This is a genomic window from Streptomyces sp. NPDC052299 (genome assembly GCF_040679335.1).
GTDB lineage: Bacteria > Actinomycetota > Actinomycetes > Streptomycetales > Streptomycetaceae > Streptomyces.
In genome coordinates, this window is record NZ_JBFAUP010000015.1 from 60731 (window position 1) to 82476 (window position 21746).

Genomic DNA, 21746 nt, shown 5'->3' on the forward strand with positions numbered 1-21746 from the left:
TGGCACCTACGGAGCCCCAAGAACCACGCCCGAGCACCGCGAAGCGAGCGGTGAGACGGTCAACCACAAGCGGGACTCCAGGATCATGCGGACCTCCGGGATCGACGGTGGTGCGGTTGCTCCGCCGACACCGCACCACCGTCCCCGACCCGGCCGCCGCCCAGGCGCCGGACCTGATCGGCCGCGACTTCACCGCGGACAAGCCGAACACGAAGTACGTCGGCGACATCCCTTACCTGCCCATCGAGGGAGGGAATTTCTGCCACCTGGCGACCCGACGCCGACCACATGGGCGCGGACCCCGTCACCCTGGGCGTAGCCCTCCGAAGACACCTCACACCGTGGGTGGTGACGATCTCTGGTGGTGACGTAGCTCGGCGGCAGCTCAGGTGCACGCGCCGTACGCCCGTCAGTGTTCGGGTCGTCCGCGTGCCCCTGGCGACTCGCCGGCGGATCGCCCGCCGAGCCGGGCCGGTCTCCGCAACGTCAGTCCAGCAGGGCGGTCGCTTCGACCTCGACGAGTACGTCCGGCTCGAAGAGGTAGTCGACGCCGATCAGCGAGGCGGGAGGCAGCGGAGCCGGGAGCCCGATCTCGCCGCCCACGGCCTCCACCCCGGCCATGAAGTCGCCGATCTTCTCCGGCGCCCACCCGGTCACGTAGAACGTCAGGCGCAGCACGTCCGAGAAGGTCGCCTCCGCGCCCGCCAGTCCGACGGCGGTGTTGCGCAACGCCTGCGCGACCTGTCCGGCCAGATCACCGGGCGCCACGGGGGTCCCGTCGGGCCTGCGCGATATCTGGCCGCTGACGTGTACGTGCTTCGTCCCGGTGCCCACGGCGACGTGGTGGTAGGGAACCGGCTGCAGCATGCCGCGCGGAGTGAAGTAGTGAACAGTCATGGGTCTCTCCTCGTCGGTTCTAGGTATCTTGAAGCTACTTAGTAGGAAGAAGACACTTCAACGAGACCAGGTTTCGCCATGAATACCGCCGACGAAGTCCGCATCGATGCCCCGCACCGCGAACTGCTCGACCAGATCCTCGACAAGTGGTCACTCGCCGTTCTCAACGAGCTCTGCGAGCGGCCGTGCCGCTTCAACGAACTGCGCCGGGCCATCCCCCAGGTCACCCAGAAGTCGCTGACGGCCACGCTCCGGCGGCTCGAACGCAACGGTGTGATCGAGCGCGAGGTCCTGTCCACACGCCCCGTGGCCGTCAGGTACCGGATCACGGGACTGGGCAAGACCCTCCGGCACCCCATCGACGTGCTGCTGGGGTGGACCTCTCAGCACATGCCCGCCGTCGAGCGCGCACGCGAGGACTTCGACGAGCGCGAGGACGCCCGCCTGTGATGCGCCGACCGCCGCGCCGGATCCGCCGGCCGAGCGCGAGCGCATGCTGCCCGGGTGCGGGACGAACTGGTGGCCGCCGGCTTGCCGGTCGTGGCGCCGGGCCTGCATTCGTTGCTGTCACAAGGCGTTGAGGTAAGGCAATGCCTGCGACGGGGCGCGGCCCATCCCCTGCATGCGCCGGGCGAGGCCACCCTCGGTCCGGCCGGAGTGTGGCACGTGGTCGATGTGGTGGGGCCGTCACCGCGACTCCCGGCACCGATCGCCGTCCCCGAGCATCGTGCCGTACGCGCATCACAGCGCGGGGGCGGGCCTGGACCGGCGGACAATCAGTGGAGGTTCGTCACGCCGGACGGCGCCCCGGGGCAGTGTCGACCGGGGGTCCCTGCTCCGAAGGGCAACCCCCACCGGCGACGACCAGGCCCGTCTCGTAGGCGAGGATGACCAGTTGGGCGCGGTCGCGGACGCCGAGCTTGGCGATGGCGCGGGTGACGTGGGTCTTGGCGGTGAGGGGGCTGATGAAGAGCCGTGAGGCGATCTGGTCGTTGGACAGGCCGGTGGCGATCAGGCGGGTGACCTCGCGTTCCCGCGCGGTGAGGACGGCGAGTTGTCCGGCGGTGTCGGTGGGGGCTGCCGGGCGGTGTGCGAACTGTTCGATGACGCGTCGGGTCACGCCCGGTGAGAGCAGGGCGTCGCCGGCCGCCACCGCCCGTACGGCCTGGCGCAGTTCGTCGGGCTCGGTCTCCTTGGTGAGGAAACCGCTCGCGCCCGCGCGCAGGGCCGCGAAGACGTACTCGTCGGTCTCGAAGGTGGTGAGGACGATGACGCGGCAGTCCGTCAACTCGGGGTCCTGGACGATCGTCCGGGTGGCGGTCAGGCCGTCCGTGCCGGGCATGCGGATGTCCATGAGGACGACGTCGGGGCGGACGACTCGGGCCGCTCGGACCGCCTCGTCGCCGGTGCCCGCCTCGCCGACGACCTGGATGTCCGCGGCGCGGGCGAGGAGGCTGCCGAACCCCGCGCGTACCAGGGCCTGGTCGTCGGCGAGGAGTACCTTGATCGTCATGGGCGGAAGCCTGGCACAGGGAGGGCGGCCCGCACGAGCCATCCGCCCTTTGCGTGCGGTCCGGCGGAGAAGTCGCCGCCGAGCGCCCGGACCCGTTCGTCCATCCCCCGTATCCCGTGCCCGGCCGGTGCGGGTTGCTGCGCCGGGGGCCGGCCGTCGTCGGTGATGTGTACCTCCACCTGGTCGTTGCCGCATTGGATGCCGACCTCGGCCCGGGTCGCCACCGCGTGGCGGACCGTGTTGGTCAGCGCCTCCTGGACGATCCGGTGGACGGCGAGGGAGACCGGTGCGGGGACGGCGGCCAGGTCGCCGGCCGTCTTCAGCCGGATCTCCAGGTCCGTCGACCGCATGCGGTCGACGAGCGCCGCGATCTCGGAGACCCCGGCCGTGGGCTCCACCGGCCCCTCCCCCGGCGCGCGCAGTACGTGGACGAGCGCGCGGAGGTCCCGTAGCGCCTCGGTGCGGACCTGCTGTGCGGTGGAGAGGGCGTCGCGCGCCTCCTCCGGGGAGTCGTCCAGTGCCTCGGCCGCGACCCTGAGCTGGAGTCCGACGACGGTGAGGGTGTGCCCGACGACGTCGTGGAGTTCTCGGGCGATGTCCAGACGGGCCTCCGCGATCCGCCGGCCGGCCTCCAGGTCCCGTTCCCGCGCGGCCCGCAGCAGGCGCTCGGCGAGCTCGGCGCGCCAGCGGAGCCGGTTGCGGTGAGCGGTGGCGACGGCCAGGAGCACCGCCAGCCAGAGAGCCTCGGGGCCCAGGGAGCCGAGGGCCTCGCGCACGGTCGCACCCCCGGCGCTCGTCTCCCAGGCTCCCGCGAGGGCCAGTTGGGCCAGGCCCACACCGGCCGCCCAGGGCAGTCCGGGCCGCCCGGGGCGGTCGTCCGCGGCCAGCGTGGCGTACGCGGCGGAGGACGGCCACACCCAGCCGTCGTCGATGAGTCCGGCAGTACGGAACACGACGACGGCCTGCACGCTGAGCAGCAGCACCGCGAGCGGCCGATGACGGCGCATCAGGAGCAGCGCCCCCAGCCAGAGGGCGAGCGGCAGGGTGCCCGCGGCGTCCGTCCGGCCGCCGAGCCGGACGGTGACGGCCAGGACGGCGACCGCGGTTCCGGCCGCGAGGAGTCCGTCGACGAGCCGGTCCGTGCGGGGGTCGGCGTGGGCGCTGCCGACGGGTCGGTCCATGCTCCGATCATGCACGACGGTCCCGCCCCCGCTCGTGGCGGGCGCCCGCCGCCGCCAGTGCGAGCGCCACCCACCCGAAGTCCACGGCGAGAACGACGCGTTCGGCGAGACCGACCAGGGTGGGGGCGCCGCCCAGCCCGAGCGACGGGCCGCCGCCCATCACATCGACGAGGAAGACCGCGAGCACCGCCGTGGCGGCGGCCGAGGCCGCGGTCAGGGTGGTGAGGGCCCTTCGCAGGCCGGGCCGCCGGGCCGCGAGCGTCCGGCGGAGCAGCGCGGCGGCGGTCGGCAGGGCCGCGAAGGCGAGGAAGGCGGCGTTGCCGTGAACGAGTTCGGAGAAGGAGGGACGGCTCCACCGGCCCGGCGGGTCCGCCGGGAAGACGGCCGCGATCAGAATGCCCACCGTCCACACCGCGAGCACGGCCCGGCCCGCACGGTGGGTCCCGCCTCCCAGCCGTGCCACGAGGACGGCCGATGCGGCGCCGACGGCCAGCAACGCCACCGGAACGAGCCAGCCGGCCGTGCCGTGTACGTACCGGCTGAGCGTCTCGCTCACCAGGTCGTAGTCCGGGTTGAGCGTTTCCACCGCGGCCATCGCCAGGGCCCCGATGCCGATCAGGGTGAGTGGGGCCCGTACCCCCGCGGCCGGAGCCGTGTCCGTCGCCGTCATGCCGTTCTCCCTTTGTTGTTCCGGTGATCCAGAACCTACGGAGGGGCCGGGGGCGGACGCGTCGTCCCGACGCTGACACCGTGCTGTACACCGGCCGGTGTCGTCGTCCGGCCCGGCTGCACCGTTTGGTGTACGCCCCGGGGCGGCCCGGCGACTGAGAAGCCATCCCGATCCCGGCGTCAAAGGGCCGTTGGCGCCGTGTGGGGCCCGTCGGGCAACGGGAGGCCGGCCGCCTGCGGCACGACCCCGGCGGCCCGGAGGCGACGCCGAACCGCGGCCGTACGAACGGCCCTTACGCACAACACTTCACGCCACTACGCTGCGTCCATGGCGACCGTCCGGGAACCCGCCCTGATCGAGCCCAAGGGCCCAGGGATCACTGCTCTCGAATGCACCGTGGGCGCGCTCCTGTTGCTGGGTGCGGGCGGGTTCTGCGTCTACGCCGTCGTCCGCACCGTGGCCGAGAGCGGCGAAACCGGCGCCGGGTGGGGGTGGGCGGGCATGGGCGTCGCCCTGGCCGCGGCGTTTGTCGCGTGGATCGGCCTGGGCACCATCATCGGCGCCCGCGACGAACGGCGCGCCACTCTGCGGCTCGCCGCCCAGGGCGTTGAGGCGACCGCGCTGGTGCTGGCGGTCGCGTCCACCTCGCCGACCAACGACTACCGGAACCGGGTTCGGCTCACGCTCCGTCTCAACAGCCCCGGCCTGGAACCGTTCGAGTACGCCGCCAAGGTGCTCAAGGACGCCTTCGGTGGTGTCACGCAGGGGACCGTGCTGCCGGCCCGGGTGAATGCGGTGACCCGCGAGTTCACCGTCGAACCACCGCCCGCGCCCCCGGCGCCCGGGCACAAGGACGCCGAGGACGCGGGTCGCTGAGGCGCGGCCCATCGCCGCACACAGAGCCGGATGACCGCATAGCGGACAGCAAGCCGCTCTCTCAGGACAAGATCCGGTCAAAAGTTTGACCTGTCACTGTCAAGTACGTCCTGGCCGGTGTCATTCTCTGCGGGACCTCGCTCACCTCGTGTGCGCCAAGTGAAGGAGATCGCGTGAGAATCGCTCTGCGTACCGCTGCCATCGCCGCGTCCGCCGCCATGGTCGTCGTCGGAGTCCAGTCGAACTCGGCAGGCGCGGCACCGGACCGGGCGGCGGGCGCCACCGCTCTGCCGCTCAGCGCCTCCCAGCGCGCGGCGGCGATCAAGGAGGCCCAGGCCGAAGCCGCTTCCGTCGCCGCGAAGATCTCACTGGGCGGCAAGGAGAAGCTCGTCGCCCGCGACGTGATCAAGGACGCCGACGGGTCGGTCCACACCCGCTACGAACGCACCTACGACGGGCTGCCCGTCCTCGGCGGCGACCTGATCACCCACACGGCGAAGAACGGCACGCTCAAGGGCGTCTCCAGGGCCACCAAAGCGAAGATATCCGTCCCGACCACTACGCCCGCGACGGCCGCACCGAGCACGGGAAGCAAGGCCCGCAAGGTCATCTGGGCCGCCGCCGGCAAGCCCACGCTCGCGTACGAGACGGTCGTCACCGGTACCCAGGCCGACGGAACCCCGAGCGAACGTCACGTCATCACCGATGCCGGCAACGGCAAGGAGCTCTACTCCTACGAGGCCATCGACACGGGGTCGGGCACCAGCCAGTACAGCGGAACCGTCACCCTCGGCACGACCGGCTCCGGGGCCGCCTATTCCCTGACCGACGCCACCCGCGGCGGCCACAGCACGTACGACCTGAACGGCGGCTCCACCGGCACGGGCACGCTCTTCACCGACGCCGACGACCTCTGGGGCAACGGTCTTCCGACAAACCGTCAGACGGCGGCGGTGGACGCCCATTACGGCGCAGCCATGACCTGGGACTTCTACAAGAACGAGCTCGGGCGCAACGGCATCGCCGGTGACGGCAAGGCCGCCTACTCCCGGGTCCACTACGGCAACGCCTATGTCAACGCGTTCTGGTCGGACAGCTGCTTCTGCATGACCTACGGCGACGGCACGGGCAACACCAAGCCTCTCACCGCGCTGGACGTCGCCGGTCACGAGATGAGCCACGGACTGACCGCCTCCACCGCCGGCCTGAAGTACAGCCGCGAATCCGGCGGCCTGAACGAAGCGACCAGCGACATGTTCGGCACCGCAGTCGAGTTCTACGCCGCGAACAGCAGCGACCCCGGGGACTACCTCATCGGCGAGAAGATCGACATCAACGGCAACGGCACCCCTCTGCGCTACATGGACAAGCCGAGCAAGGACGGCAGGTCGGCCGACTACTGGTCGAAGTCCGTGGGCCGCCTCGATGTCCACTACTCGTCCGGGCCCGCCAACCACTTCTTCTACCTGCTGTCCGAGGGCAGCGGCACCAAGACCATCGGCGGCGTCACCTACAACTCCCCCACCTCCAACGGCTCCACCGTCGCAGGAATCGGCCGGGACAAGGCCGTCCAGATCTGGTACAAGGCGCTCACCACGTACATGACCTCGTCCACCGACTACGCGGCAGCCCGCACCGCGACCCTCCAGGCGGCCACCGACCTCTACGGGTCCGGCAGCACCGAGCGCGCGGCCGTCGCCGCCGCCTGGTCCGCGATCAACGTCAACTAGCGGGGCCGCACCACGGTCATCAGCTCCCGGCGGGCCACGCGCCCGCCGGGAGCGTGATCGCGGCACCCGGCGAGCGTTGACAGGTACGGCCGCACGCCCTGGACCGCCTACGCCCGGCGAGGGCGGGCGACGAGTTCACCGCCGCAGTTGGGACACGTGTGGCGCATCGCGTCGCTGCAGGACACGCAGAACGTGCACTCGTACGAACATATTCGGGCCGCACCGTCCTGCGGCAGCGCCGTCTCGCAGCGTTCGCAGCTGTCTCGCATCTCCAGTGCCATGACTCTCCTGAGACGTTCACGTACCTTGCCCGGGTGCCGGCACCGGACGAAGTCGCGAACCTGTCCTCGGAACAGAAACGTTGACCTGAGTGTCGACGCGGACAGTCTCGCACAGGGTCCAACCACTGCCGGAGCGCCTGGGCCAGCAGCATCAGTCCCGTCCCGAGCCAGCAGCTGACGTTATGTCAGGAAGAGTGACCATCGGCCGGTAAGTGGTGATGTCCTGGGGCTCCCCGACGGGTCTGCCTTCGGCCTCCACCCAGGCGCGTGCGCCGAAGGGCGAGGTGCGTACGCCGCTGCACCACGTGGGCCAGTGGCCGCGCATGCGGCACGGCAGGGGGGCCAGGGAGCGGGGGAGGCAGTAACGGCCGGCACACAGGGTGCTGACGGCTGTGACGTCGTGCCGCGCGCAGGGCTTCGTCGTAGCGGGCGGCCGGGCGCCCCGCCGGGCCACGCCCAGCACGGCGCGAAGCCGGCGCGGTGGCATGCGGGTGAGGAGACGGGCGGCAGCGACAGCGGTATGGATGGTGAGCCGTGCGAAGAACCCCGGGCGGAAGTGGCGGGAGTGGCCGGTGTCCAGGATCTGGCTCATGAGTCGGTCACCAGCTTCTCCTTCACGAGGTGGGCGACCAGGGCCTGACGTCGACGGTGGCGCGTGCGTGGGCGACCGGGCGGCTCGCGACGAGCCGGCACTCGCTCCTGACACGAGCAGCAAGCGCTCGTATCACGCTATGGGACCTCAATCCGGGTCTGTGTCCTCGTTGACGTCTCCCAGGTGCTGAGGGATGCGGTGATCACCCCCGCCCTTCAGTACTTCAGGCAGCAGGCCGGCCATGCTCTTCGGGCGGACTGCTTCTTGGGTGATGGCCAGTTCTTCCATCGTCCACCAGTGATAACCGTGTCGGGCTTCACCCGTGTCAATGTCGATCCCGCGCGCTTCGTCGGCGGTGATGCGGGCGAGACGGTACTCCTCGTGCTGGTCGAACCCCTGACCATCCACGGTGAAGACCGCGCGCCGCGTCCAGACAAGCGGACCCAACCGCTCCACGGCGAGAGACAGCGCAGTTTCCTCCTGCACTTCACGCACCGCGGCTTCGAGGGGACCCTCGCCCTCCTCTATACCGCCTCCGACGGTGAACCACCATCGAGCTCCTGGCCTGCGGGGATCTCTCCCGCACAGGAGAAGTAGACGCTCACGCTCATCGACCAGCAGGACTCGGGACGTCCATCGTCTCTTCAGCACCATGGGTGTCGACCTTATCGCCAAGCCATTCACGGCCTCGTTGATCAGCGGAAGCGACGAACGCCATCGCCGGCAGTCCACTATCCCCTGCACCCCCGGCTGATCTCATCCTGCGACTCCCATCGATTGCCGTCCCTCACTGGTTGCGCTCCGTTCCCCTGCCCTGAGGCGGCCGCTCGAGGTTCCTCGGTGTGCGCAGCCACGTCGCCGGGTCGGTCGTGCGGCCCTCCAGGTACTCGGCGGGCGTCACTGCCTGCTTGTGGACCTGCACGACGACGGCCGTGTCGGCTCGGGTGCGGGCGTCGCGTATCGCCTCCTGCACGTCGAGGCGCGCGAGCTGGGCGCGTTCACAGCGGCTGAACCCACCGTGGGTGAACTCGCGGCCGCGCGCAGACCCCCTGCTCAGGCTCACTGACGTGTCGTCCGGCGTGAGGAAGAGCTCCACGATGATGCTCACCCGGGCCTGAGGCCCGACAGTCCGCGGACCTGTACGGGGGGCAACCCCCCGACGAGGCGGGGGGGCGCCTCCGATGCGCGTCGCAACCGTTTCGCGAAAGAGTCAAGTAGTCAGCGAATCCCATGAGTTGGAGAGGCTCATGTCCGCACCCGCCCCCTCGTCCACCTTCCGCGCCCGCCGCTTCCGCGTGCTCCTGCGGACCGTGGCTGCAGCCGCCTGCTGCGGTCTGGTGCTGAGCGGCCCGGCCGCCCTGGCCGCCCCGGCCCCCGCGCACGACGCCGCACCCGCAGGGGCTGCCGGCCGGGGCGCCCTGCTCTCCGCCGAGCGGCTGTACACCCTGGACACCCCGCGGGCCGTGACCGCCGAGCTGACCGGGGCCGGGTTCGACGCGGACACCGTCCGGTACGGCGTCGCCGCCTACCGGCTCGTCTACCGGACCGTCGACGCCCACGGCCGGCCCACCACGGCGAGCGGGCTCGTCGCCGTGCCCCTGCGCACCGCGCCCCGGCTGCACGCCGTCTCCTTCGCCCACGGCACCGGCAGCCACAAGGACGACGCGCCGTCCGCCCAGCGTGCCGCCTTCGTCTCCGCGCCGGTGATCGCGCACGCCTCGGCCGGGGCGTTCGCCGTCGCACCCGACTACCTCGGCATGGGCACCGGTCCCGGGCTGCACCCGTGGATGGACATCGGCTCCGAGACCACGGCCTCCCTCGACATGCTTCGGGCCGCCCGCGCCTTCGCGCCCCGCACCGGGCACCTCCTGGCCCGCGAGGTCCTGGTCACCGGCTTCTCACAGGGCGCGTCGGCGGCCCTCGGGCTCGGCCGGGCTCTCCAGTCGGGCGAGGACCGCTGGTTCCGCCTCGGCGCGCTGGCGCCGGTCAGCGGGGCGTACGACTTCGGCGGCGCGGAGCTGCGCGCGCTACTCGCGGGCGAACTGGACGCCAAGTCGAGCGTGGTCTACGCCGCGTACACCCTGGTCGCCTTCAACCGCCTGCATGCTGTCTACGCGGACCCCGGCGAGGTGTTCCGGGCGCCGTACGCCGGCACGGTCGAGGCCCTCTTCGACGGCGCGCACACCGGGCAGCAGCTGATGGCGGGAACTCCGGGGACGCTCGACGAGCTGTTGACCCCACACGGCCGCGCCCTGCTCGCGCACCCGACGGGCGCCCTGGACGAGGCGCTGCGGACCACCGACGCGGTCTGCGCCGACTGGGCCCCGCGCGCGCCGGTCCGCCTCTACATGGCGACCGGCGACGAGCAGGCGACGACCGAGAACACCGGACGCTGCCACGTCCAGCTGGCCGCGAACGGAGTCCACGCCCCGGTCGTCGACCTCGGCGCGGCCGACTACCACGGCTCGCGCCACCTGGGGTCGAACGTCGCGGCCACCCCGCGCATCGTCCGCTGGTTCGCCGGGCTCTCCTGGCACTGACGCCCCCTCGTCCGGCGACCCGGCCCGCATCACGCGCGCGTACGGTCCGGCGTAGGCACCGCCCGTGAGCAGCACCCGGATGCAGACGCCGTCCATCAGGGCGCCCAGGGCTCGTGCGGTGGCCGGGTCTGCCCGCACTGTCTACTGGACGGTGAGGCCCGCTTGGTTGCGCGCCTTGATGGCGAGGGCGGCCAGGGACATCATGACCGCCGAACTGTGCGGCGCAGGCGTACATGGTGAAGCCGATGGCGGTGGGGCGGTCTTCGTCGTTGTGGTGGGTGCCGACGGCCGCGTAGACCATGGTCTGGCCAGAAGAGCAGTGAGTCACCGGCGTCGTGGCCGAGGTCGACCATGCTCTTGGGCAACCACTGGCCGATGCCGTAGACGAGGAGCAGGCCGGCGAACGAGGTCAGCCAGAAGCACAGCGTGGTGGGCCACTGACCGCTCCGCAAGAGGTTCTTCAGAGCGTTCAGCTTGTCGGTGGAGCCCGCCCTTGGGCCCCGGCAGTTCGGTGCCGAAGTCGGCGGCGGATGCCTGGGCATCGGGCGCGTCGGCCGACACGTGGGCCCAAAGGCCCAGGAGACGGACGCCCGCCGGGGGCCGAGCGGAGCCCTATGCCGCTTCGGGCAGACGGTCGAGGATATCGCGGTGCAGCCGTCCCGACGCCGCTCCCGCGCCAGGACGGCCCCCAGTGAGCCGGACCGGGCACGGGAACGCCCCGCGAGCCGCGAAGACAGACGCAGGCTGGTGAAGCGTTGCGCTACTCGCCCCCTCACGCATGAAGCGGCCGCGACGGGTGCGTCGCGGCCGTGTGCATTCAAAGCGGTCAATCGATGGCGTAGGTACGGCGAAGCCGGTCTGCGCGACCGGTCAGTCTCGACGCCCATTCGAGTGACGGCACCGGATAAGAGCTCGCCGGACGGCACCCTGGATTCGGTGGCTTTTCCTCGGTGTACACCGCTCACCCGCAACACCGGATGCGATCAACGCCGATGCGTCGGACCCTGTAGCGAAGAGAAGCCTTCACCCGGGTGTACGCCGTGTCCGATTTCGAGCAGCACCCAGGGACGGGGGCGCCTTTGCGCTGCGACTGGTGCTTGCAGAAGTGAGTGCCCCGGTCGGGCCGTACTCCGGGGCCCCGTTCTCTGCTCGCCCGATGGCCGCACGACATGCCATACCTCAGAACGACTGCTGCGATCACCTCGAAGGGAGCCGTTCGGCGCTCGCCTGGATGCGAACCGTCCGTAGCGTCGATGAGGCCAGCGACAGCATTCAAGGAAAGGACGAGGGATGTCTGACCTTCCTGCCCCCACCACGCCGTATCTGGAGCCCGCGGCCAGGGAACTCGCCGAAGCCACCGACCCGCACCCGCGGATCTACGAGGTTCCGCCCGAAGAAGGGCGCAAGATCCTCAGTGACCTGCAGAGCGGCGAGGGCGTCGAGCGTCCGGACGTCGACGAGGAGTGGGTTGACGTCGACGCCGGAGAGTGGGGCACCGTCCGCACCCGGATCATCAAGCCCAAGGGCGCCACGGGCGTACTGCCCGTGGTCTTCTACATCCATGGCGCGGGCTGGGTCTTCGGTGACGACAAGACCCACGACCGCCTCTTCCGGGAGCTCACCGTCGGGGCCGGTGCCGCCGGCGTCTTCCCGGTCTACGACTGGGCGCCCGAGAAGGGATACCCCACCCAGGTCGAACAGAACTACGCCGTCGGCCGGTGGCTGCAGAAGAACGGCGCCGACCACGGCCTCGACACCTCCCGCGTCGCCGTCGCCGGCGAGTCGGTCGGCGGGTGCATGTCCACGGTCTTCGCGCAGATGAACAAGGACCGCGGCGGGCTCGCGCTGAAGGCACAGATCCTGCTCTACCCCGTGACCGGGCCGGACTTCGACACGCAGTCCTACCACCAGTTCGCGGAGCACTACTACCTCACCCGCGACGGGATGAAGTGGTTCTGGGACGCGTACACGACCGACGAGGCCAAGCGCGAGGAGAAGTACGCCTCACCACTGCGGGCAACCCTCAAGGACCTCGAGGGGCTGCCGCCCGCCCTCGTCATCACGGCCGAGGCCGACGTCCTGCGGGACGGAGGCGAGCTGTACGCCAACAAGCTCCGCGAGGCCGGCGTCGAGGTGACCGCCGTCCGCATCAGCGGGACCGTCCACGACTTCATGCTGTTGGACAGTCTCCGCGACACCATGGCCACCAACATCGCACGGAAGCTGTCCGTGGATGCGCTGCGAAAGGCTCTCCACCCGGAGTGAGCGCAGCCAGGAACATGGGCGGCGGACTCGACAGGTCTGCCGCCCATCGCTGCGCCGGCCACGGGGTTCGAGGAGACGCGATGAGCCCGACCGCAACAGGTACACACGTCGGCTCGAGAGGAGCGGGTGTCTGCAGGTGAGGTCGGCCTGCTGGAGTACGACGACTGCCAGGTGTCGGCGATCCGTGGACTGCGGCGCATCTTCCGTGTTGCCGGCCAGCGCGCCGTGGAGTCGGCCGACCCTGCGAGTGTGACCCGGGTCAGCACCTGGGCGATGTCCGCCGCGGACGACGGGCCGGTCATGGTGTGCGCCTCGGGGTGGACGCCTCGCGGATGGTGATCGACGATGTCTCGCCCTTGCGGCCGGATGCTCGGTCCCAGTGTCTGCACATGGCACGCTTCGTGCTCGCCGGCCCGGGCGCCAACGGCAGTCCGTCTACCAGGAGTTCGCGCCCCAGCTGAAGCACGGCGACAGTGACAATTCGCGAGGCGCGGGGCCGCCTGCGGGCCTGCAACGCGTGAGCCCCGCTCCGTCGGGCACCCGGCACTGCGGCCACCCGCACACCTTCCAGCGCCGGTTCAAGGAGGCGACGGGCCTGACGGCTACGGAGTACGTCCGGGCGGCGCGCATCGCGAAGGCACGTGAGTTGCTGGAGCCGACCGGTGAGCAGGTTGCCCAGATCGCCCGCGACGTCGGCTACCTGGACGTGCCGAACTTCCGTCGGCTCTTCCAGCGCGCCACGGCGTCACTCCGTCGGAGTACCGGCGCCCGTTCGGCATCACGGCACGAGTCAGCCGACCGGCGGAGGTGCTGTCGGCGGGTCAGACTGCGAGAATCCGCTCCACTCCCTCCTGATAGCTCGTGACCTGGAATTCGGGAAAGTGGGCGGCGAATTTCGAGCTGTCGAAGATGTTGTCGTCACGGTATCGGTCGATCAGCTCGTACATTTCGTCGAGCGGTTTGACGAAGCGGCGCCCGAAACGGAAGGCGAGCATCGGCAGCAGCGTGTAGCTGATTTTTCGGCCGGTCACGTCGCCGGCGATCTTGATGAGCTGGGCGTATGTCTTGCGGTCCGGGTCCACGGGCAGGTGCCACGTCTGGCCGTAGGCGTTCGGGGTGTTGCCGAGCAGCGCGAGAGCGCGGCTCGCATCGGGGGTCCAGATCAGGGAACGTTCGGCGTGGGCCTCGACCGGTACGAACGGCCTCTTGCCCGCCTTGATCCGGTCGAACACCAGCGAGTTCGTGTAGCTCGTCGTCCGTCCCGGACCGTAGAACTCGGGCGCGCGGCCGATCAGGGCCTCGACCCGTTCGGCCCGCATGGCCTCCAGCAGCATGGTGGCGATCTGTCCGCGGACCCGCCCCTTGCGTCCGCCCGGTGCGAATGCCGTCGACTCGGTCTGGGGCGCCGGCGTCCCGGGATACATGTAGGTGTTGTCGAAGAAGACGAGCTTCGTGCCGTGTTCGGCGCAGGCGTCGATGACGTTGCGCATCATGACAGGGAACTGTCGCTCCCACAGCTCCGAATCCAGGGGCAGACCGACGGTGAGGTAGGCGATGTCACTGCCCGCGACGGCGCGGCTGGTGGCCTCGGCGTCGATGAGGTCTGCGGCCACGAGCTCGTCGGTGTCGTTCACTCTCGACGGCTTGCGGCTGACGAGGCGGATGTCCTTGGTGTGGTTGCGGTGGAGCTCGTTCACGAGCTCGTCGGCGATCGGTCCGCCGGCGCCGAGAACGGTCTGCATGAGTCTGGTCTCCTTGCGATGGATGGTGCGGGTGAAGGCAACAGCTCAACTGCGAGGAGTGCCATGCCACCACGTGACGATGCGGTCGACCACCGGGGCTCGAGCGTCGACAGCGCGTCGTTGCCCTGGCTGATGACGAGGGTCGGTGTGCTGATCGGCCGGTCGGCGGCGTACGGCGGTCGCTGGTGAGCGACATGCGGGCTCACTCCCGCAGCAGGGTGCGCACCCCGGGGCCGACGAACGTCGGGCCTCTTCGGATGTACAGTATGTTTACGGTGCTAACACAGCATAGGAGGGTGAAGTAAGCGGTGTCAACATCGGAGAAAAGCGGCTACCACCACGGCGACCTGCGGGCCGCCCTACTGTCGACCGCGATGGAGATGCTGGAGAACGGTGAGCCCTTCTCGCTGCGGGCCGTCGCACGTCAGGCCGGCGTGTCACCGACCGCGCCGTACCGTCACTTCAAAGACCGCGACGCCCTGGAGTCCGCACTGGCCGCCGAGGGCTTCCGCGCCCTGCTGACCGACCTGGGCGGCGGGCAGAGCCTGCCCGCATCCTCCTCGGACCTGGCCGAGTTCGCCGTCACCTACGTCGCCTTCGCGCTGCGACGACCCGCCCTGTTCGGCGTGATGTTCGGCAAGCCCTGCGACGACGCCAACGACGAGCGAGTCAAGGCCGTCGACGCCCTGCACACGCTGCTGACCGACGCGCTCGACCGCGTGTTCCCCGACGCCGACGCCTCGGCCCTGGCGTCGGCCGGCTGGGGGCTCGCCCACGGACTGGCCTGCCTGCACCTCGACGGCAAACTGCAGGCCACATCGGAAGAGCAAGTCGCAGACCGGGTACGCAGCGCCTTCCTCGCCATCACCTCGGTCGGCGCCTGACGCGCGAGACTCGCCTCCCGCAGACCCTGCGACAGTCGCCGTTGACGGTGCTCACATCACGTGCCACTCTCGATGTAATCAGCGCTCACATCGGAGGGGAGAGCCCATGCCATCGACGGTCAGGAAGAGCCGCGATGCCTCCCCCATCGGGCCGACTCCGACGCCGAACCTCTACTACCGCACCTCCACGGCCCGGCTCACGATGCTCGCGCCGACCAAGACGATCCGGTCCCGCCTGCCCCGGAGCTCGAGATCGCTTCCGTGATGGCGTTTCGTTGCGACGTGTGCGACATCGACTTCTACACGGAGGCCGCGGTCATCATCGCCGTGAAGCCTGCGCGGCACGGCAGCCTGGGCCTGCTCGACCTCGTCACCGGGCTCAAGAACGACTCGCTGCTGCTACGTCCTCTCGCTCCCGGTCACCACCGAGATCGCGCAGGTGCGTGGCCACGACGCAATGGGTTGCCCCAGTGGGTCGCCGCACTCGACTCTCGGCCGCCGTCACGGCGCCGAAGGGCCGCTCAAGTACACCGAAGCCCAGACCGTCGCCCACCAGCGCCTCCAGGGCTTCGCCCCGCCCGGGGGATCGAACACGAGCAGTGGGCGCGGAGCCCGACCCGCGGGTTCAAGATTCTGCGGGCCCTGGGCGTCCCCTGATCGATCACCCGTCACGACGCGGCCCGCCGCCCCGCCATCCCGGCCCGCATGAAAGAAGATCAGCCATGACCAAGCGCGTCCTCAACGTAGTCACCAACGTCGGCCACTACGACGACCCGTCCCACACCACCGGCCTGTGGCTCTCCGAGCTCACGCACGCCTGGCGCGTCTTCGAGGAGCACGGCTATGAGCAGACACTCGTCAGCCCGGCCGGCGGCGCGGTGCCTCTCGAGCCGCGCGCGCTGAAGTTCCCGAACTACGACAAGACCGCCAGGACCTGGCGCGCCGCCCCTCGGAAGATGGCGCTGCTCGAGCACACGGCGAGCCCGGACGAGATCGACCCGGCAGAGTACGACGCGATCTACTTCACCGGGGGTCACGCTGTGATGTACGACTTCCCCGACAGCGAGGGCCTGCAGCGCATCACCCGCGAGATCTACGAGCGTGGCGGCGTCGTCTCCTCGGTCTGCCACGGCTACTGCGGACTGCTCAACACCCGGCTCTCCGACGGCTCCCACCTCATCGCCGGCCGCAAGATGACGGGCTTCGCCTGGACCGAGGAGGTCCTCGCCCGCGTCGACAAACTGGTCCCCTACAACGCCGAGGCGGAGGCCAAGCAGCGCGGCGCGCTCTACGAGAAGGCGACACTGCCCTTCGTCTCCTACGTCGTGACCGACGGCAACCTCGTCACCGGCCAGAACCCGGGCTCGGCCAAGGCCACAGCGAAGAAGGTGGTCGAGGCCATCGAGGGCAACGCCCCGAAGGAGCGAGGCTGAGTCGAGACTCAGTCCCTCGGTGACAGCAGGGCTGAACGAGACGCGAACTGGGGCCCGAGGAAATGCGGAAGAGAAGCAGGTCGGCAACTGGCGCATGTACCGTGTGGTACATGCAGTCTGTCATCGTGTCGATCCACGTACCTCAGACTCCCGAGCAGGTCTACGACTTCCTCGACGTCATGGCGAACCACGAGCGGATCACCGACCACTACCTGACCAACTGGCGCTACACCGGCCCCGCCAGGGGCCTCGGATCACGCGCCACGGTCACCGCCGCGCTGGGCGGCGCGAAGACCGAGGCCACCATTGATGTCGTCGAGACCGAGGCCCCTCGGCGCATCGTAGAGCGCAACGTCAGCGCGGCCGGCCGGCGGCAGGCTCGCGGCACCTACACCATCGAACCGCTGCCCACCGGCGGGGCCCGCGTGTCGTTCACGTACACGTGGGTGCGCGCCCCGCTCGCCGACCGGCTGCTGGCCCCCGTCGTACGGGCCACAATGCGGCACGCCAACCGCACGGTCATGCGACGCCTGGCCACCGAGTTGGCTTCCCCTGCGCCTACCGCCGAATCCTGACGGCGGTAGGTGCTGCCCCTTCGCACCGAGACGAGCCAGACACCCACCGGGGCCCTGCCCTCGGGCACGGCCTGGATTTAACAGGCTGGTCACCGCGTTTCGACGTGAGGAAGCCGGTCCGCAAGGGTCGTCCGCCGTGGTTGCGTCCCCTGGAGGACCGGGTGCTGCTTGGTGGCCGCGTACTGGCGCACCAACCTCATCCTGCGCCGGCTCGCCCCGCTGTACGGCGTCAAAGTCGGCGGCCGACCGAATCGTCGACCATCTTGGGCCGGCTTTCGCCCTTCAGCCGCGGCGACGGTGCCGTAAAGGCACCGTGCCCATCGTGGACGGCACGTTGATCGCCACCCAGGACCGGGCCCTGGCTGCTTCCGGCAAGAACTACCGCTACGCCACCAACCCCCAGGCCGTCACCGACGCCGGCCCCCGCTTGCTCGTCGCCGTCGGGAAGCCGCTGCCGGGCAACCACAACGACTGCCCTGCCTGGGCGGAAACCGGCTCGAAAACTGCCGTCGGCACCACTCCCCCGGTGGTCGCCGACGGCGGCTACCGGGGCACCGGCCTGACCATCCCGCACTACTGCCGGCACGAGGACGAGGAACTGTCTTCGTGGAAGGAGGACAAGCCTCCCAGCGCCAGGTTCGCGTCCGCATCGAGCAAATCTTCGCCCGCACGAAGAGCTGGAAGATCCTTCCGCGACTGCCGCCTCAGAGGCGACGGCGTCCACTACGCCGTGCTCGGCATCGTCCGCCCGCACAGCCTCACCCTCGCCGGCCGACAGGCAAACAAGCAGGTCAACCAGCACGTCCCCAAAGTATTTGCAGGACACGTCCTGGAAGGCAGCCACCTCGGCGAAGGCCCCGAGGCTCATGCGACATGAATGGCATGCCAGACTTTGCTGATGACCAATGCCAAGGACACAGTCCGCGAATTTCTACTGCAGGTGCGATCAGGGCTGCACCCTGACCGAGCCAGTCGCTTCATGGCCGGCCGGGTCCGAGCGCACCAGGTCGTCTCGGAGGCGCCAGTGGTCGTGGAGCGAACCCCGCAGCAGTATGCCGAGCACGTCCAGGAGATGCTCGACGCATACGGCGCCTTCACGCTCACCGTGGACGAGCTCATCGCCGAAGGTGATCGCGTCTATGCCCGTTGGACGCAAGTCGGACGACATGTCGGACCGGTCGACCACTACCCGCCGACCGGTGCGCAGCTCACAGCGATGACCAGTGCGGTCTATCGCATTGAGGACGGCCTGATCGTCGAGTACTGGATCCAGATCGACCGGCAGGGAATCACCGCCCAGTTGAAGCAAGCCGCTGCCGAGCAGTGAGCTTCTTCGAGTTTGCCACCGACCTGTGATCGCGACTGAGTGCTTACGCATCAAGTGGGCGACTGCAGCGTGCTGGGACCAGTACTGCACCGGCCTTTCCTTCTGGTGCGTGGGCCGTTTCTGCTGATGGTGTATAGCCGCGTCGTTTGTAGTGGTCGGTTTCTCAGCTAGGCACTGTCATCCGTGGCGCCGGTGCGACCGGTGGAGGCGGCGATCACGCGATCGCGGCAACCTTCTGAGCGGGTTGTCGGGGGAATGACCAGTACTACCTGCTGGCCCGACATGCCTTCCGGCTGAGCCGACCGCGATGGGGCATGGAAACGTCCACGCTCAGAATCAGCTGCCCTGCACCGTTCGCCCCTGTCGACGAGGACCGCCAAGCAAAGGGCCCGAAATCGACACGCCCAACGGCCCCCGAGTCTGCTTCGGCAATCTGCGGATGCAAGTGCACCGCGTCGTGCTCTCGCCGACCTCGCACATGCCGGATGGCAGCCTTCCTAACGACACGCATGATGCTCAACCGACGCCACGAAACGGTCGTGACGTGTCGGAGGTCGCGAGGGAGACCGGGCTGGACCCGAAGTCTGCAGTGCCGGAACCCGTACCCGACCGCACCGTCGCCGCGTCCTCCCACAACTACCGGTTCTCGGTGAACGTGCAGCACGCCGGGCAGTTGACCTCAGAAAGTCACCCTGTTAGGAGTTGCGCCCCGCCGGTCGAGGCGGCCAGCAACGTCGCCCCGCCGCCCTCCACGTCGGCCGCGGCCGCGACTGTCTGCGGATCATCCGCCCGGTACACGACGGTGAGGTGCGCGCCCACAGGGTACTTGCTGCCACTACTGCCTGGAGGCAAGGCCGCCACGACGGTGCGGTCCTGCGCCTCGAAGGCGACCTTGCACTGTCCCAGCGCGCACGTGCCGCGGGTATGCATAGTGGCGCCGGCGCGCACGCCTTCGCGGAGGGAGCGCTGATTCTGGGCCTCGGGAAGCAGCACCAGAATCGAATGCCCGGTGGATCACACCTGTTCGGCGGCGGCTTTGATGGAGTCGAGCCAGCGCGTCAGCTCGGCATGGAGTTTGGCCTTGTCGTAGACGAGGCCGAGCAGAGTGCCGGCCATGGATTCCTCGGTGCGCAGGAGCGTGGTGCCGTCCTCGCGGGGTGTGAGGAGGTGGCGGTGGGCGGCGCGTGAGCCCATCGCGGTGCCGGTCCACGTGATCTCGCGCAGCGGTTCGACGACGGCGAACCTTGAGGCGATCTTGGCCCGGCCGTTGACCCAGGTGAACCGTGTGTCCACCGCGGCCGACCCGTTCCCCTCGACGTGTACGTGGTGGATGGCCGGGTCGAAGGACGGCCAGTCGGCGGGGTCGGCGAGCACGGACCACACGCGCTCGACCGGAGCGTCGATCACCACCTCGTGCGCGGACCGGATGGGTGCGGCCTCGTCGATCCGGTGCTGCTTGGCGTAGTTCTCGTGGAGCTCGTCGAGCGACGGTCCGCGGTAGCGCATCTCCTGAAACATGGTGACCCTCCCCTTTGCGCACCGTGACTGGTGCTCTCGTTAGAGAACAGTAGTCACGGAGATGGCCAACCGTCAAGAACACTGTTCTCGTTACGGATCGACGTTCTCGTTTGTGGCATGCTGGGGGCATGGCAGCGACCCCCAACGCCCGCCAGCGGGCCCGCGCAGCACTGATCGACGACATCAAGGCCGAGGCGTTCCGTCAGCTGTCGGCGCACGGTTCCGCCGGTCTGACGCTCAGGGCCATCGCTCGCGAACTCGGCATGGTGCCCTCGGCGCTCTACCGCTACTTTCCCGGCCGGGAGCACCTGCTCACCGCCATGATCATCGACTCCTACGGCGAACTCGCCGACCATCTGGATGCCGCGGCGGCCACCAAGGAAGGACATCGGGAGCGCTGGCTGGCGGTGTGCCACGGCGTGCGGGACTGGGCCTTCGCTCATCCCCACCAGTACGCACTGCTGTACGGCACGACCGTGCCCGGCTACCAAGCGCCGCAGGACACCATCACACCGGCCACCAGGATCCCGCTGCTGCTCCTGGGCATCGCGTGCGACGCCTGGCGCACCGGACATCTCACCCAACCTGCCGACGAACCCTGGTCGGACGAGGTAGCCGCGAACGCCGCAACCCTCGCCGAGGCGACGGGCCTCCTCGATGTCCCGCCCTCACTGCTCATGCGCGCTGTCAGCGCCTACACCCAGCTGTTCGGAGCGGTCAGCATGGAACTCTTCGGCCACCTCCGCGGCGCCTTCGACAACAACAGCGTCGTCTTTGACCACGGCACGACTCTGCTTGCCGACCTCGTGGGCTTCCATACCAGCTGACCACTGCCCTCATGGTCGCCCTGCCGCATGATGGGGCCACGAACCGCGCTCCGCGCGGCCCGGGGCGGGCCCTTTCGCACGGGACGAGACAGGATCAGTCGCATGAGCCGGGGGGAGCTTCACCGGCAGCCGGTACGAGGATCAGTTCCTCGGGTCACGGTCCGGCGGGGTCTCCACCGTGTCCGACGCATGCGACCCCTCGGTCTGAGTCGCGGTCGCCGGGATTTCGAAGACGAGCGTGCGCCCGTCCTGTTCGTTGCCCTGCTCGCCGACGCGTGTGAAGCCGAAGCCGGCGATGGTGCCCAGGGAGGCGATGTTGTCGGAGCCGATCCTGGCCCGGACGGTCGTCACACCGGGTTCGGTGGCGGCCCTGATGAGCAGCGCCCTCAGCATGGCGCGGGCGTAGCCCTGGCGGCGATATGCAGGCACGACGGTGTAGCCGACCTCGACCATGCCTGTCTCGTCCGGTGGTCCGTGGAACCCGGCGTCTCCGACGACGGCCCCGTCCGGCTCGGACACCGCGGCCCTGGTGATCCAGGGAGCGGCAGACGGGTCCTTGGCGAGCTGGTCAGCGCGATAGCCGAAGATCCAACGGGCCCGGTCGCTGACGAAGTGCTCGTCGAGGTCGACGCCGGCCTCGGCGCTGCCGCCGACGAGGTCACCATCGGCGAGCGCCCGCAAAGCCTTCGCGCTGAGCTCGACGAAACGGACGCGTTTGGAGGTGGAGAGAGGTTCGTCATTCATCGCGCAGATGCTCGCGTACCACCCCAGGCCTGTCCATCGCTTTACGCCCTGACCTTCCCCGGCACCCTGCTGCCGCGTCACCGTATCGCCGTCGACACCCCGTACTGGTCAGAGCACCTGGAGCTGAGTACAACAGAGGACCAGGCAACCG

Annotated in this window: 26 protein-coding genes and 4 pseudogenes; 17 read left to right on the forward strand and 13 right to left on the reverse strand. The window is 69.6% G+C overall.

The features are described from left to right. Positions 1-486: 486 nt before the first annotated feature. The gene (locus tag AB0L33_RS24495) at positions 487-897 is read right to left on the reverse strand and encodes a RidA family protein (protein WP_365684761.1); all 411 of its coding nucleotides are present in this window, start codon (positions 895-897) and stop codon (positions 487-489) included. Between the two features lie 78 nt (positions 898-975). Between AB0L33_RS24495 and AB0L33_RS24500 the strand changes: the two genes are divergently transcribed. After that, positions 976-1347: a helix-turn-helix domain-containing protein gene (locus tag AB0L33_RS24500; protein WP_365684763.1), complete on the forward strand. Its 372-nt coding sequence runs from the start codon at positions 976-978 to the stop codon at positions 1345-1347. A gap of 340 nt (positions 1348-1687) precedes the next feature. On the opposite strand, the gene AB0L33_RS24505 is transcribed toward AB0L33_RS24500, so the two are convergent. From AB0L33_RS24505 to AB0L33_RS24515, 3 genes are read right to left on the reverse strand one after another with little or no spacing between them, the layout of a single operon-like run. Beyond that, a complete protein-coding gene (locus AB0L33_RS24505) occupies positions 1688-2410 on the reverse strand; it encodes a response regulator transcription factor (RefSeq protein WP_365684765.1) in 723 nt (240 codons plus the stop codon). Continuing rightward, a complete protein-coding gene (locus tag AB0L33_RS24510) occupies positions 2407-3591 on the reverse strand; it encodes a sensor histidine kinase (RefSeq protein WP_365684767.1) in 1185 nt (394 codons plus the stop codon). The genes AB0L33_RS24505 and AB0L33_RS24510 overlap by 4 nt, the downstream gene beginning before the upstream one ends. A 7-nt stretch (positions 3592-3598) precedes the next feature. Next, positions 3599-4261, reverse strand: coding sequence for a DUF998 domain-containing protein (locus AB0L33_RS24515; RefSeq protein ID WP_365684769.1), 663 nt, complete (start codon positions 4259-4261; stop codon positions 3599-3601). 327 nt (positions 4262-4588) lie between these two features. Between AB0L33_RS24515 and AB0L33_RS24520 the strand changes: the two genes are divergently transcribed. Together AB0L33_RS24520 and AB0L33_RS24525 are read left to right on the forward strand one after the other, a co-directional pair. After that, on the forward strand, positions 4589-5137 hold the full coding sequence (locus tag AB0L33_RS24520; RefSeq protein WP_365684771.1) for a hypothetical protein: 549 nt from the start codon (positions 4589-4591) through the stop codon (positions 5135-5137). Positions 5138-5355: 218 nt separating this feature from the next. After that, a complete protein-coding gene (locus tag AB0L33_RS24525) occupies positions 5356-6867 on the forward strand; it encodes a M4 family metallopeptidase (RefSeq protein WP_365685025.1) in 1512 nt (503 codons plus the stop codon). A 107-nt stretch (positions 6868-6974) separates the two neighbouring features. On the opposite strand, the gene AB0L33_RS24530 is transcribed toward AB0L33_RS24525, so the two are convergent. From AB0L33_RS24530 to AB0L33_RS24545, 4 genes are all read right to left on the reverse strand, one after another. Then, positions 6975-7148 carry a DUF1272 domain-containing protein gene (locus tag AB0L33_RS24530; protein ID WP_365684773.1) on the reverse strand — a complete coding sequence of 58 codons (174 nt, stop codon included), beginning with the start codon at positions 7146-7148 and terminating at the stop codon, positions 6975-6977. A 151-nt stretch (positions 7149-7299) separates the two neighbouring features. Next, complete coding sequence (locus tag AB0L33_RS24535; RefSeq protein ID WP_365684775.1) at positions 7300-7740, reverse strand: lasso peptide biosynthesis B2 protein; 441 nt, start codon at positions 7738-7740, stop codon at positions 7300-7302. Between the two features lie 147 nt (positions 7741-7887). Further along, positions 7888-8394, reverse strand: coding sequence for an NUDIX domain-containing protein (locus AB0L33_RS24540; RefSeq protein ID WP_365684777.1), 507 nt, complete (start codon positions 8392-8394; stop codon positions 7888-7890). A gap of 133 nt (positions 8395-8527) precedes the next feature. Beyond that, positions 8528-8848, reverse strand: a complete 321-nt coding sequence (locus tag AB0L33_RS24545) for a hypothetical protein (RefSeq protein ID WP_365684779.1) — start codon at positions 8846-8848, stop codon at positions 8528-8530. A gap of 139 nt (positions 8849-8987) precedes the next feature. Here AB0L33_RS24545 and AB0L33_RS24550 point away from each other — a divergent pair, with 139 nt between their 5' ends. Continuing rightward, on the forward strand, positions 8988-10280 hold the full coding sequence (locus AB0L33_RS24550) for a lipase (protein WP_365684781.1): 1293 nt from the start codon (positions 8988-8990) through the stop codon (positions 10278-10280). A 27-nt stretch (positions 10281-10307) separates the two neighbouring features. Here AB0L33_RS24550 and AB0L33_RS24555 read toward each other — a convergent pair. Next, a pseudogene (locus AB0L33_RS24555) lies at positions 10308-10415 on the reverse strand (TetR family transcriptional regulator); the annotation flags it as partial. A gap of 609 nt (positions 10416-11024) precedes the next feature. On the opposite strand from AB0L33_RS24555, the gene AB0L33_RS24560 reads away from it, so the two are divergent. From AB0L33_RS24560 to AB0L33_RS24575, 4 genes are all read left to right on the forward strand, one after another. After that, complete coding sequence (locus AB0L33_RS24560) at positions 11025-11528, forward strand: leucine zipper domain-containing protein (protein ID WP_365685027.1); 504 nt, start codon at positions 11025-11027, stop codon at positions 11526-11528. Between the two features lie 42 nt (positions 11529-11570). Continuing rightward, complete coding sequence (locus AB0L33_RS24565) at positions 11571-12545, forward strand: alpha/beta hydrolase (protein ID WP_365684783.1); 975 nt, start codon at positions 11571-11573, stop codon at positions 12543-12545. A gap of 126 nt (positions 12546-12671) precedes the next feature. Then, on the forward strand, positions 12672-12884 hold the full coding sequence (locus tag AB0L33_RS24570) for a hypothetical protein (protein ID WP_365684785.1): 213 nt from the start codon (positions 12672-12674) through the stop codon (positions 12882-12884). A 178-nt stretch (positions 12885-13062) separates the two neighbouring features. Beyond that, positions 13063-13410, forward strand: a complete 348-nt coding sequence (locus tag AB0L33_RS24575) for a helix-turn-helix transcriptional regulator (protein ID WP_365684786.1) — start codon at positions 13063-13065, stop codon at positions 13408-13410. Here the strand turns inward: AB0L33_RS24575 and AB0L33_RS24580 are convergent. Further along, positions 13367-14287: an NAD-dependent epimerase/dehydratase family protein gene (locus tag AB0L33_RS24580; RefSeq protein ID WP_365684788.1), complete on the reverse strand. Its 921-nt coding sequence runs from the start codon at positions 14285-14287 to the stop codon at positions 13367-13369. The genes AB0L33_RS24575 and AB0L33_RS24580 overlap by 44 nt on opposite strands. 63 nt (positions 14288-14350) lie before the next feature. On the opposite strand from AB0L33_RS24580, the gene AB0L33_RS24585 reads away from it, so the two are divergent. From AB0L33_RS24585 to AB0L33_RS24620, 8 genes and pseudogenes are all read left to right on the forward strand, one after another. Next, complete coding sequence (locus AB0L33_RS24585; RefSeq protein ID WP_365684790.1) at positions 14351-14476, forward strand: hypothetical protein; 126 nt, start codon at positions 14351-14353, stop codon at positions 14474-14476. 119 nt (positions 14477-14595) lie between these two features. Then, positions 14596-15171 carry a TetR/AcrR family transcriptional regulator gene (locus tag AB0L33_RS24590; protein ID WP_365684792.1) on the forward strand — a complete coding sequence of 192 codons (576 nt, stop codon included), beginning with the start codon at positions 14596-14598 and terminating at the stop codon, positions 15169-15171. A 124-nt stretch (positions 15172-15295) separates the two neighbouring features. Next, positions 15296-15660, forward strand: a pseudogene (locus tag AB0L33_RS24595) (acetoacetate decarboxylase); the annotation flags it as partial. Next, positions 15656-15828 (forward strand): annotated as a pseudogene (gabD2, locus tag AB0L33_RS24600) (succinic semialdehyde dehydrogenase); the annotation flags it as partial. The pseudogenes AB0L33_RS24595 and gabD2, both read left to right, overlap by 5 nt. 65 nt (positions 15829-15893) lie before the next feature. Next, positions 15894-16604: a type 1 glutamine amidotransferase domain-containing protein gene (locus AB0L33_RS24605; protein ID WP_365685029.1), complete on the forward strand. Its 711-nt coding sequence runs from the start codon at positions 15894-15896 to the stop codon at positions 16602-16604. Between the two features lie 110 nt (positions 16605-16714). Beyond that, positions 16715-17179, forward strand: a complete 465-nt coding sequence (locus AB0L33_RS24610) for an SRPBCC family protein (protein WP_365684794.1) — start codon at positions 16715-16717, stop codon at positions 17177-17179. Between the two features lie 76 nt (positions 17180-17255). Beyond that, positions 17256-18056 (forward strand): annotated as a pseudogene (locus AB0L33_RS24615) (transposase); the annotation flags it as partial. A gap of 21 nt (positions 18057-18077) precedes the next feature. Continuing rightward, complete coding sequence (locus tag AB0L33_RS24620; RefSeq protein WP_365684796.1) at positions 18078-18506, forward strand: ester cyclase; 429 nt, start codon at positions 18078-18080, stop codon at positions 18504-18506. A 687-nt stretch (positions 18507-19193) separates the two neighbouring features. On the opposite strand, the gene AB0L33_RS24625 is transcribed toward AB0L33_RS24620, so the two are convergent. Together AB0L33_RS24625 and AB0L33_RS24630 are read right to left on the reverse strand one after the other, a co-directional pair. After that, positions 19194-19499, reverse strand: a complete 306-nt coding sequence (locus tag AB0L33_RS24625) for a hypothetical protein (RefSeq protein WP_365684798.1) — start codon at positions 19497-19499, stop codon at positions 19194-19196. A 21-nt stretch (positions 19500-19520) separates the two neighbouring features. Further along, positions 19521-20024: an SRPBCC family protein gene (locus AB0L33_RS24630; RefSeq protein ID WP_365684800.1), complete on the reverse strand. Its 504-nt coding sequence runs from the start codon at positions 20022-20024 to the stop codon at positions 19521-19523. A 128-nt stretch (positions 20025-20152) separates the two neighbouring features. Between AB0L33_RS24630 and AB0L33_RS24635 the strand changes: the two genes are divergently transcribed. Continuing rightward, complete coding sequence (locus AB0L33_RS24635; RefSeq protein ID WP_365684802.1) at positions 20153-20851, forward strand: TetR/AcrR family transcriptional regulator; 699 nt, start codon at positions 20153-20155, stop codon at positions 20849-20851. Between the two features lie 141 nt (positions 20852-20992). On the opposite strand, the gene AB0L33_RS24640 is transcribed toward AB0L33_RS24635, so the two are convergent. Next, entirely contained in the window at positions 20993-21595 is a 603-nt protein-coding gene (locus AB0L33_RS24640) for a GNAT family N-acetyltransferase (protein WP_365684804.1), read from the reverse strand. Positions 21596-21746 lie beyond the last annotated feature (151 nt).

Excerpts from the sequence above, each read along its gene's own strand:
- AB0L33_RS24495 (WP_365684761.1), bottom strand. The coding sequence starts at position 897 with ATGACTGTTCACTACTTCACTCCGCGCGGCATGCTGCAGCCGGTTCCC.
- AB0L33_RS24500 (WP_365684763.1), top strand. The coding sequence starts at position 976 with ATGAATACCGCCGACGAAGTCCGCATCGATGCCCCGCACCGCGAACTG.
- AB0L33_RS24505 (WP_365684765.1), bottom strand. The coding sequence starts at position 2,410 with ATGACGATCAAGGTACTCCTCGCCGACGACCAGGCCCTGGTACGCGCG.
- AB0L33_RS24510 (WP_365684767.1), bottom strand. The coding sequence starts at position 3,591 with ATGGACCGACCCGTCGGCAGCGCCCACGCCGACCCCCGCACGGACCGG.
- AB0L33_RS24515 (WP_365684769.1), bottom strand. The coding sequence starts at position 4,261 with ATGACGGCGACGGACACGGCTCCGGCCGCGGGGGTACGGGCCCCACTC.
- AB0L33_RS24520 (WP_365684771.1), top strand. The coding sequence starts at position 4,589 with ATGGCGACCGTCCGGGAACCCGCCCTGATCGAGCCCAAGGGCCCAGGG.
- AB0L33_RS24525 (WP_365685025.1), top strand. The coding sequence starts at position 5,356 with ATGGTCGTCGTCGGAGTCCAGTCGAACTCGGCAGGCGCGGCACCGGAC.
- AB0L33_RS24530 (WP_365684773.1), bottom strand. The coding sequence starts at position 7,148 with ATGGCACTGGAGATGCGAGACAGCTGCGAACGCTGCGAGACGGCGCTG.
- AB0L33_RS24535 (WP_365684775.1), bottom strand. The coding sequence starts at position 7,740 with ATGAGCCAGATCCTGGACACCGGCCACTCCCGCCACTTCCGCCCGGGG.
- AB0L33_RS24540 (WP_365684777.1), bottom strand. The coding sequence starts at position 8,394 with ATGGTGCTGAAGAGACGATGGACGTCCCGAGTCCTGCTGGTCGATGAG.
- AB0L33_RS24550 (WP_365684781.1), top strand. The coding sequence starts at position 8,988 with ATGTCCGCACCCGCCCCCTCGTCCACCTTCCGCGCCCGCCGCTTCCGC.
- AB0L33_RS24565 (WP_365684783.1), top strand. The coding sequence starts at position 11,571 with ATGTCTGACCTTCCTGCCCCCACCACGCCGTATCTGGAGCCCGCGGCC.
- AB0L33_RS24580 (WP_365684788.1), bottom strand. The coding sequence starts at position 14,287 with ATGCAGACCGTTCTCGGCGCCGGCGGACCGATCGCCGACGAGCTCGTG.
- AB0L33_RS24585 (WP_365684790.1), top strand. The coding sequence starts at position 14,351 with ATGCCACCACGTGACGATGCGGTCGACCACCGGGGCTCGAGCGTCGAC.
- AB0L33_RS24605 (WP_365685029.1), top strand. The coding sequence starts at position 15,894 with ATGACCAAGCGCGTCCTCAACGTAGTCACCAACGTCGGCCACTACGAC.
- AB0L33_RS24610 (WP_365684794.1), top strand. The coding sequence starts at position 16,715 with ATGCAGTCTGTCATCGTGTCGATCCACGTACCTCAGACTCCCGAGCAG.
- AB0L33_RS24620 (WP_365684796.1), top strand. The coding sequence starts at position 18,078 with ATGACCAATGCCAAGGACACAGTCCGCGAATTTCTACTGCAGGTGCGA.
- AB0L33_RS24630 (WP_365684800.1), bottom strand. The coding sequence starts at position 20,024 with ATGTTTCAGGAGATGCGCTACCGCGGACCGTCGCTCGACGAGCTCCAC.
- AB0L33_RS24635 (WP_365684802.1), top strand. The coding sequence starts at position 20,153 with ATGGCAGCGACCCCCAACGCCCGCCAGCGGGCCCGCGCAGCACTGATC.
- AB0L33_RS24640 (WP_365684804.1), bottom strand. The coding sequence starts at position 21,595 with ATGAATGACGAACCTCTCTCCACCTCCAAACGCGTCCGTTTCGTCGAG.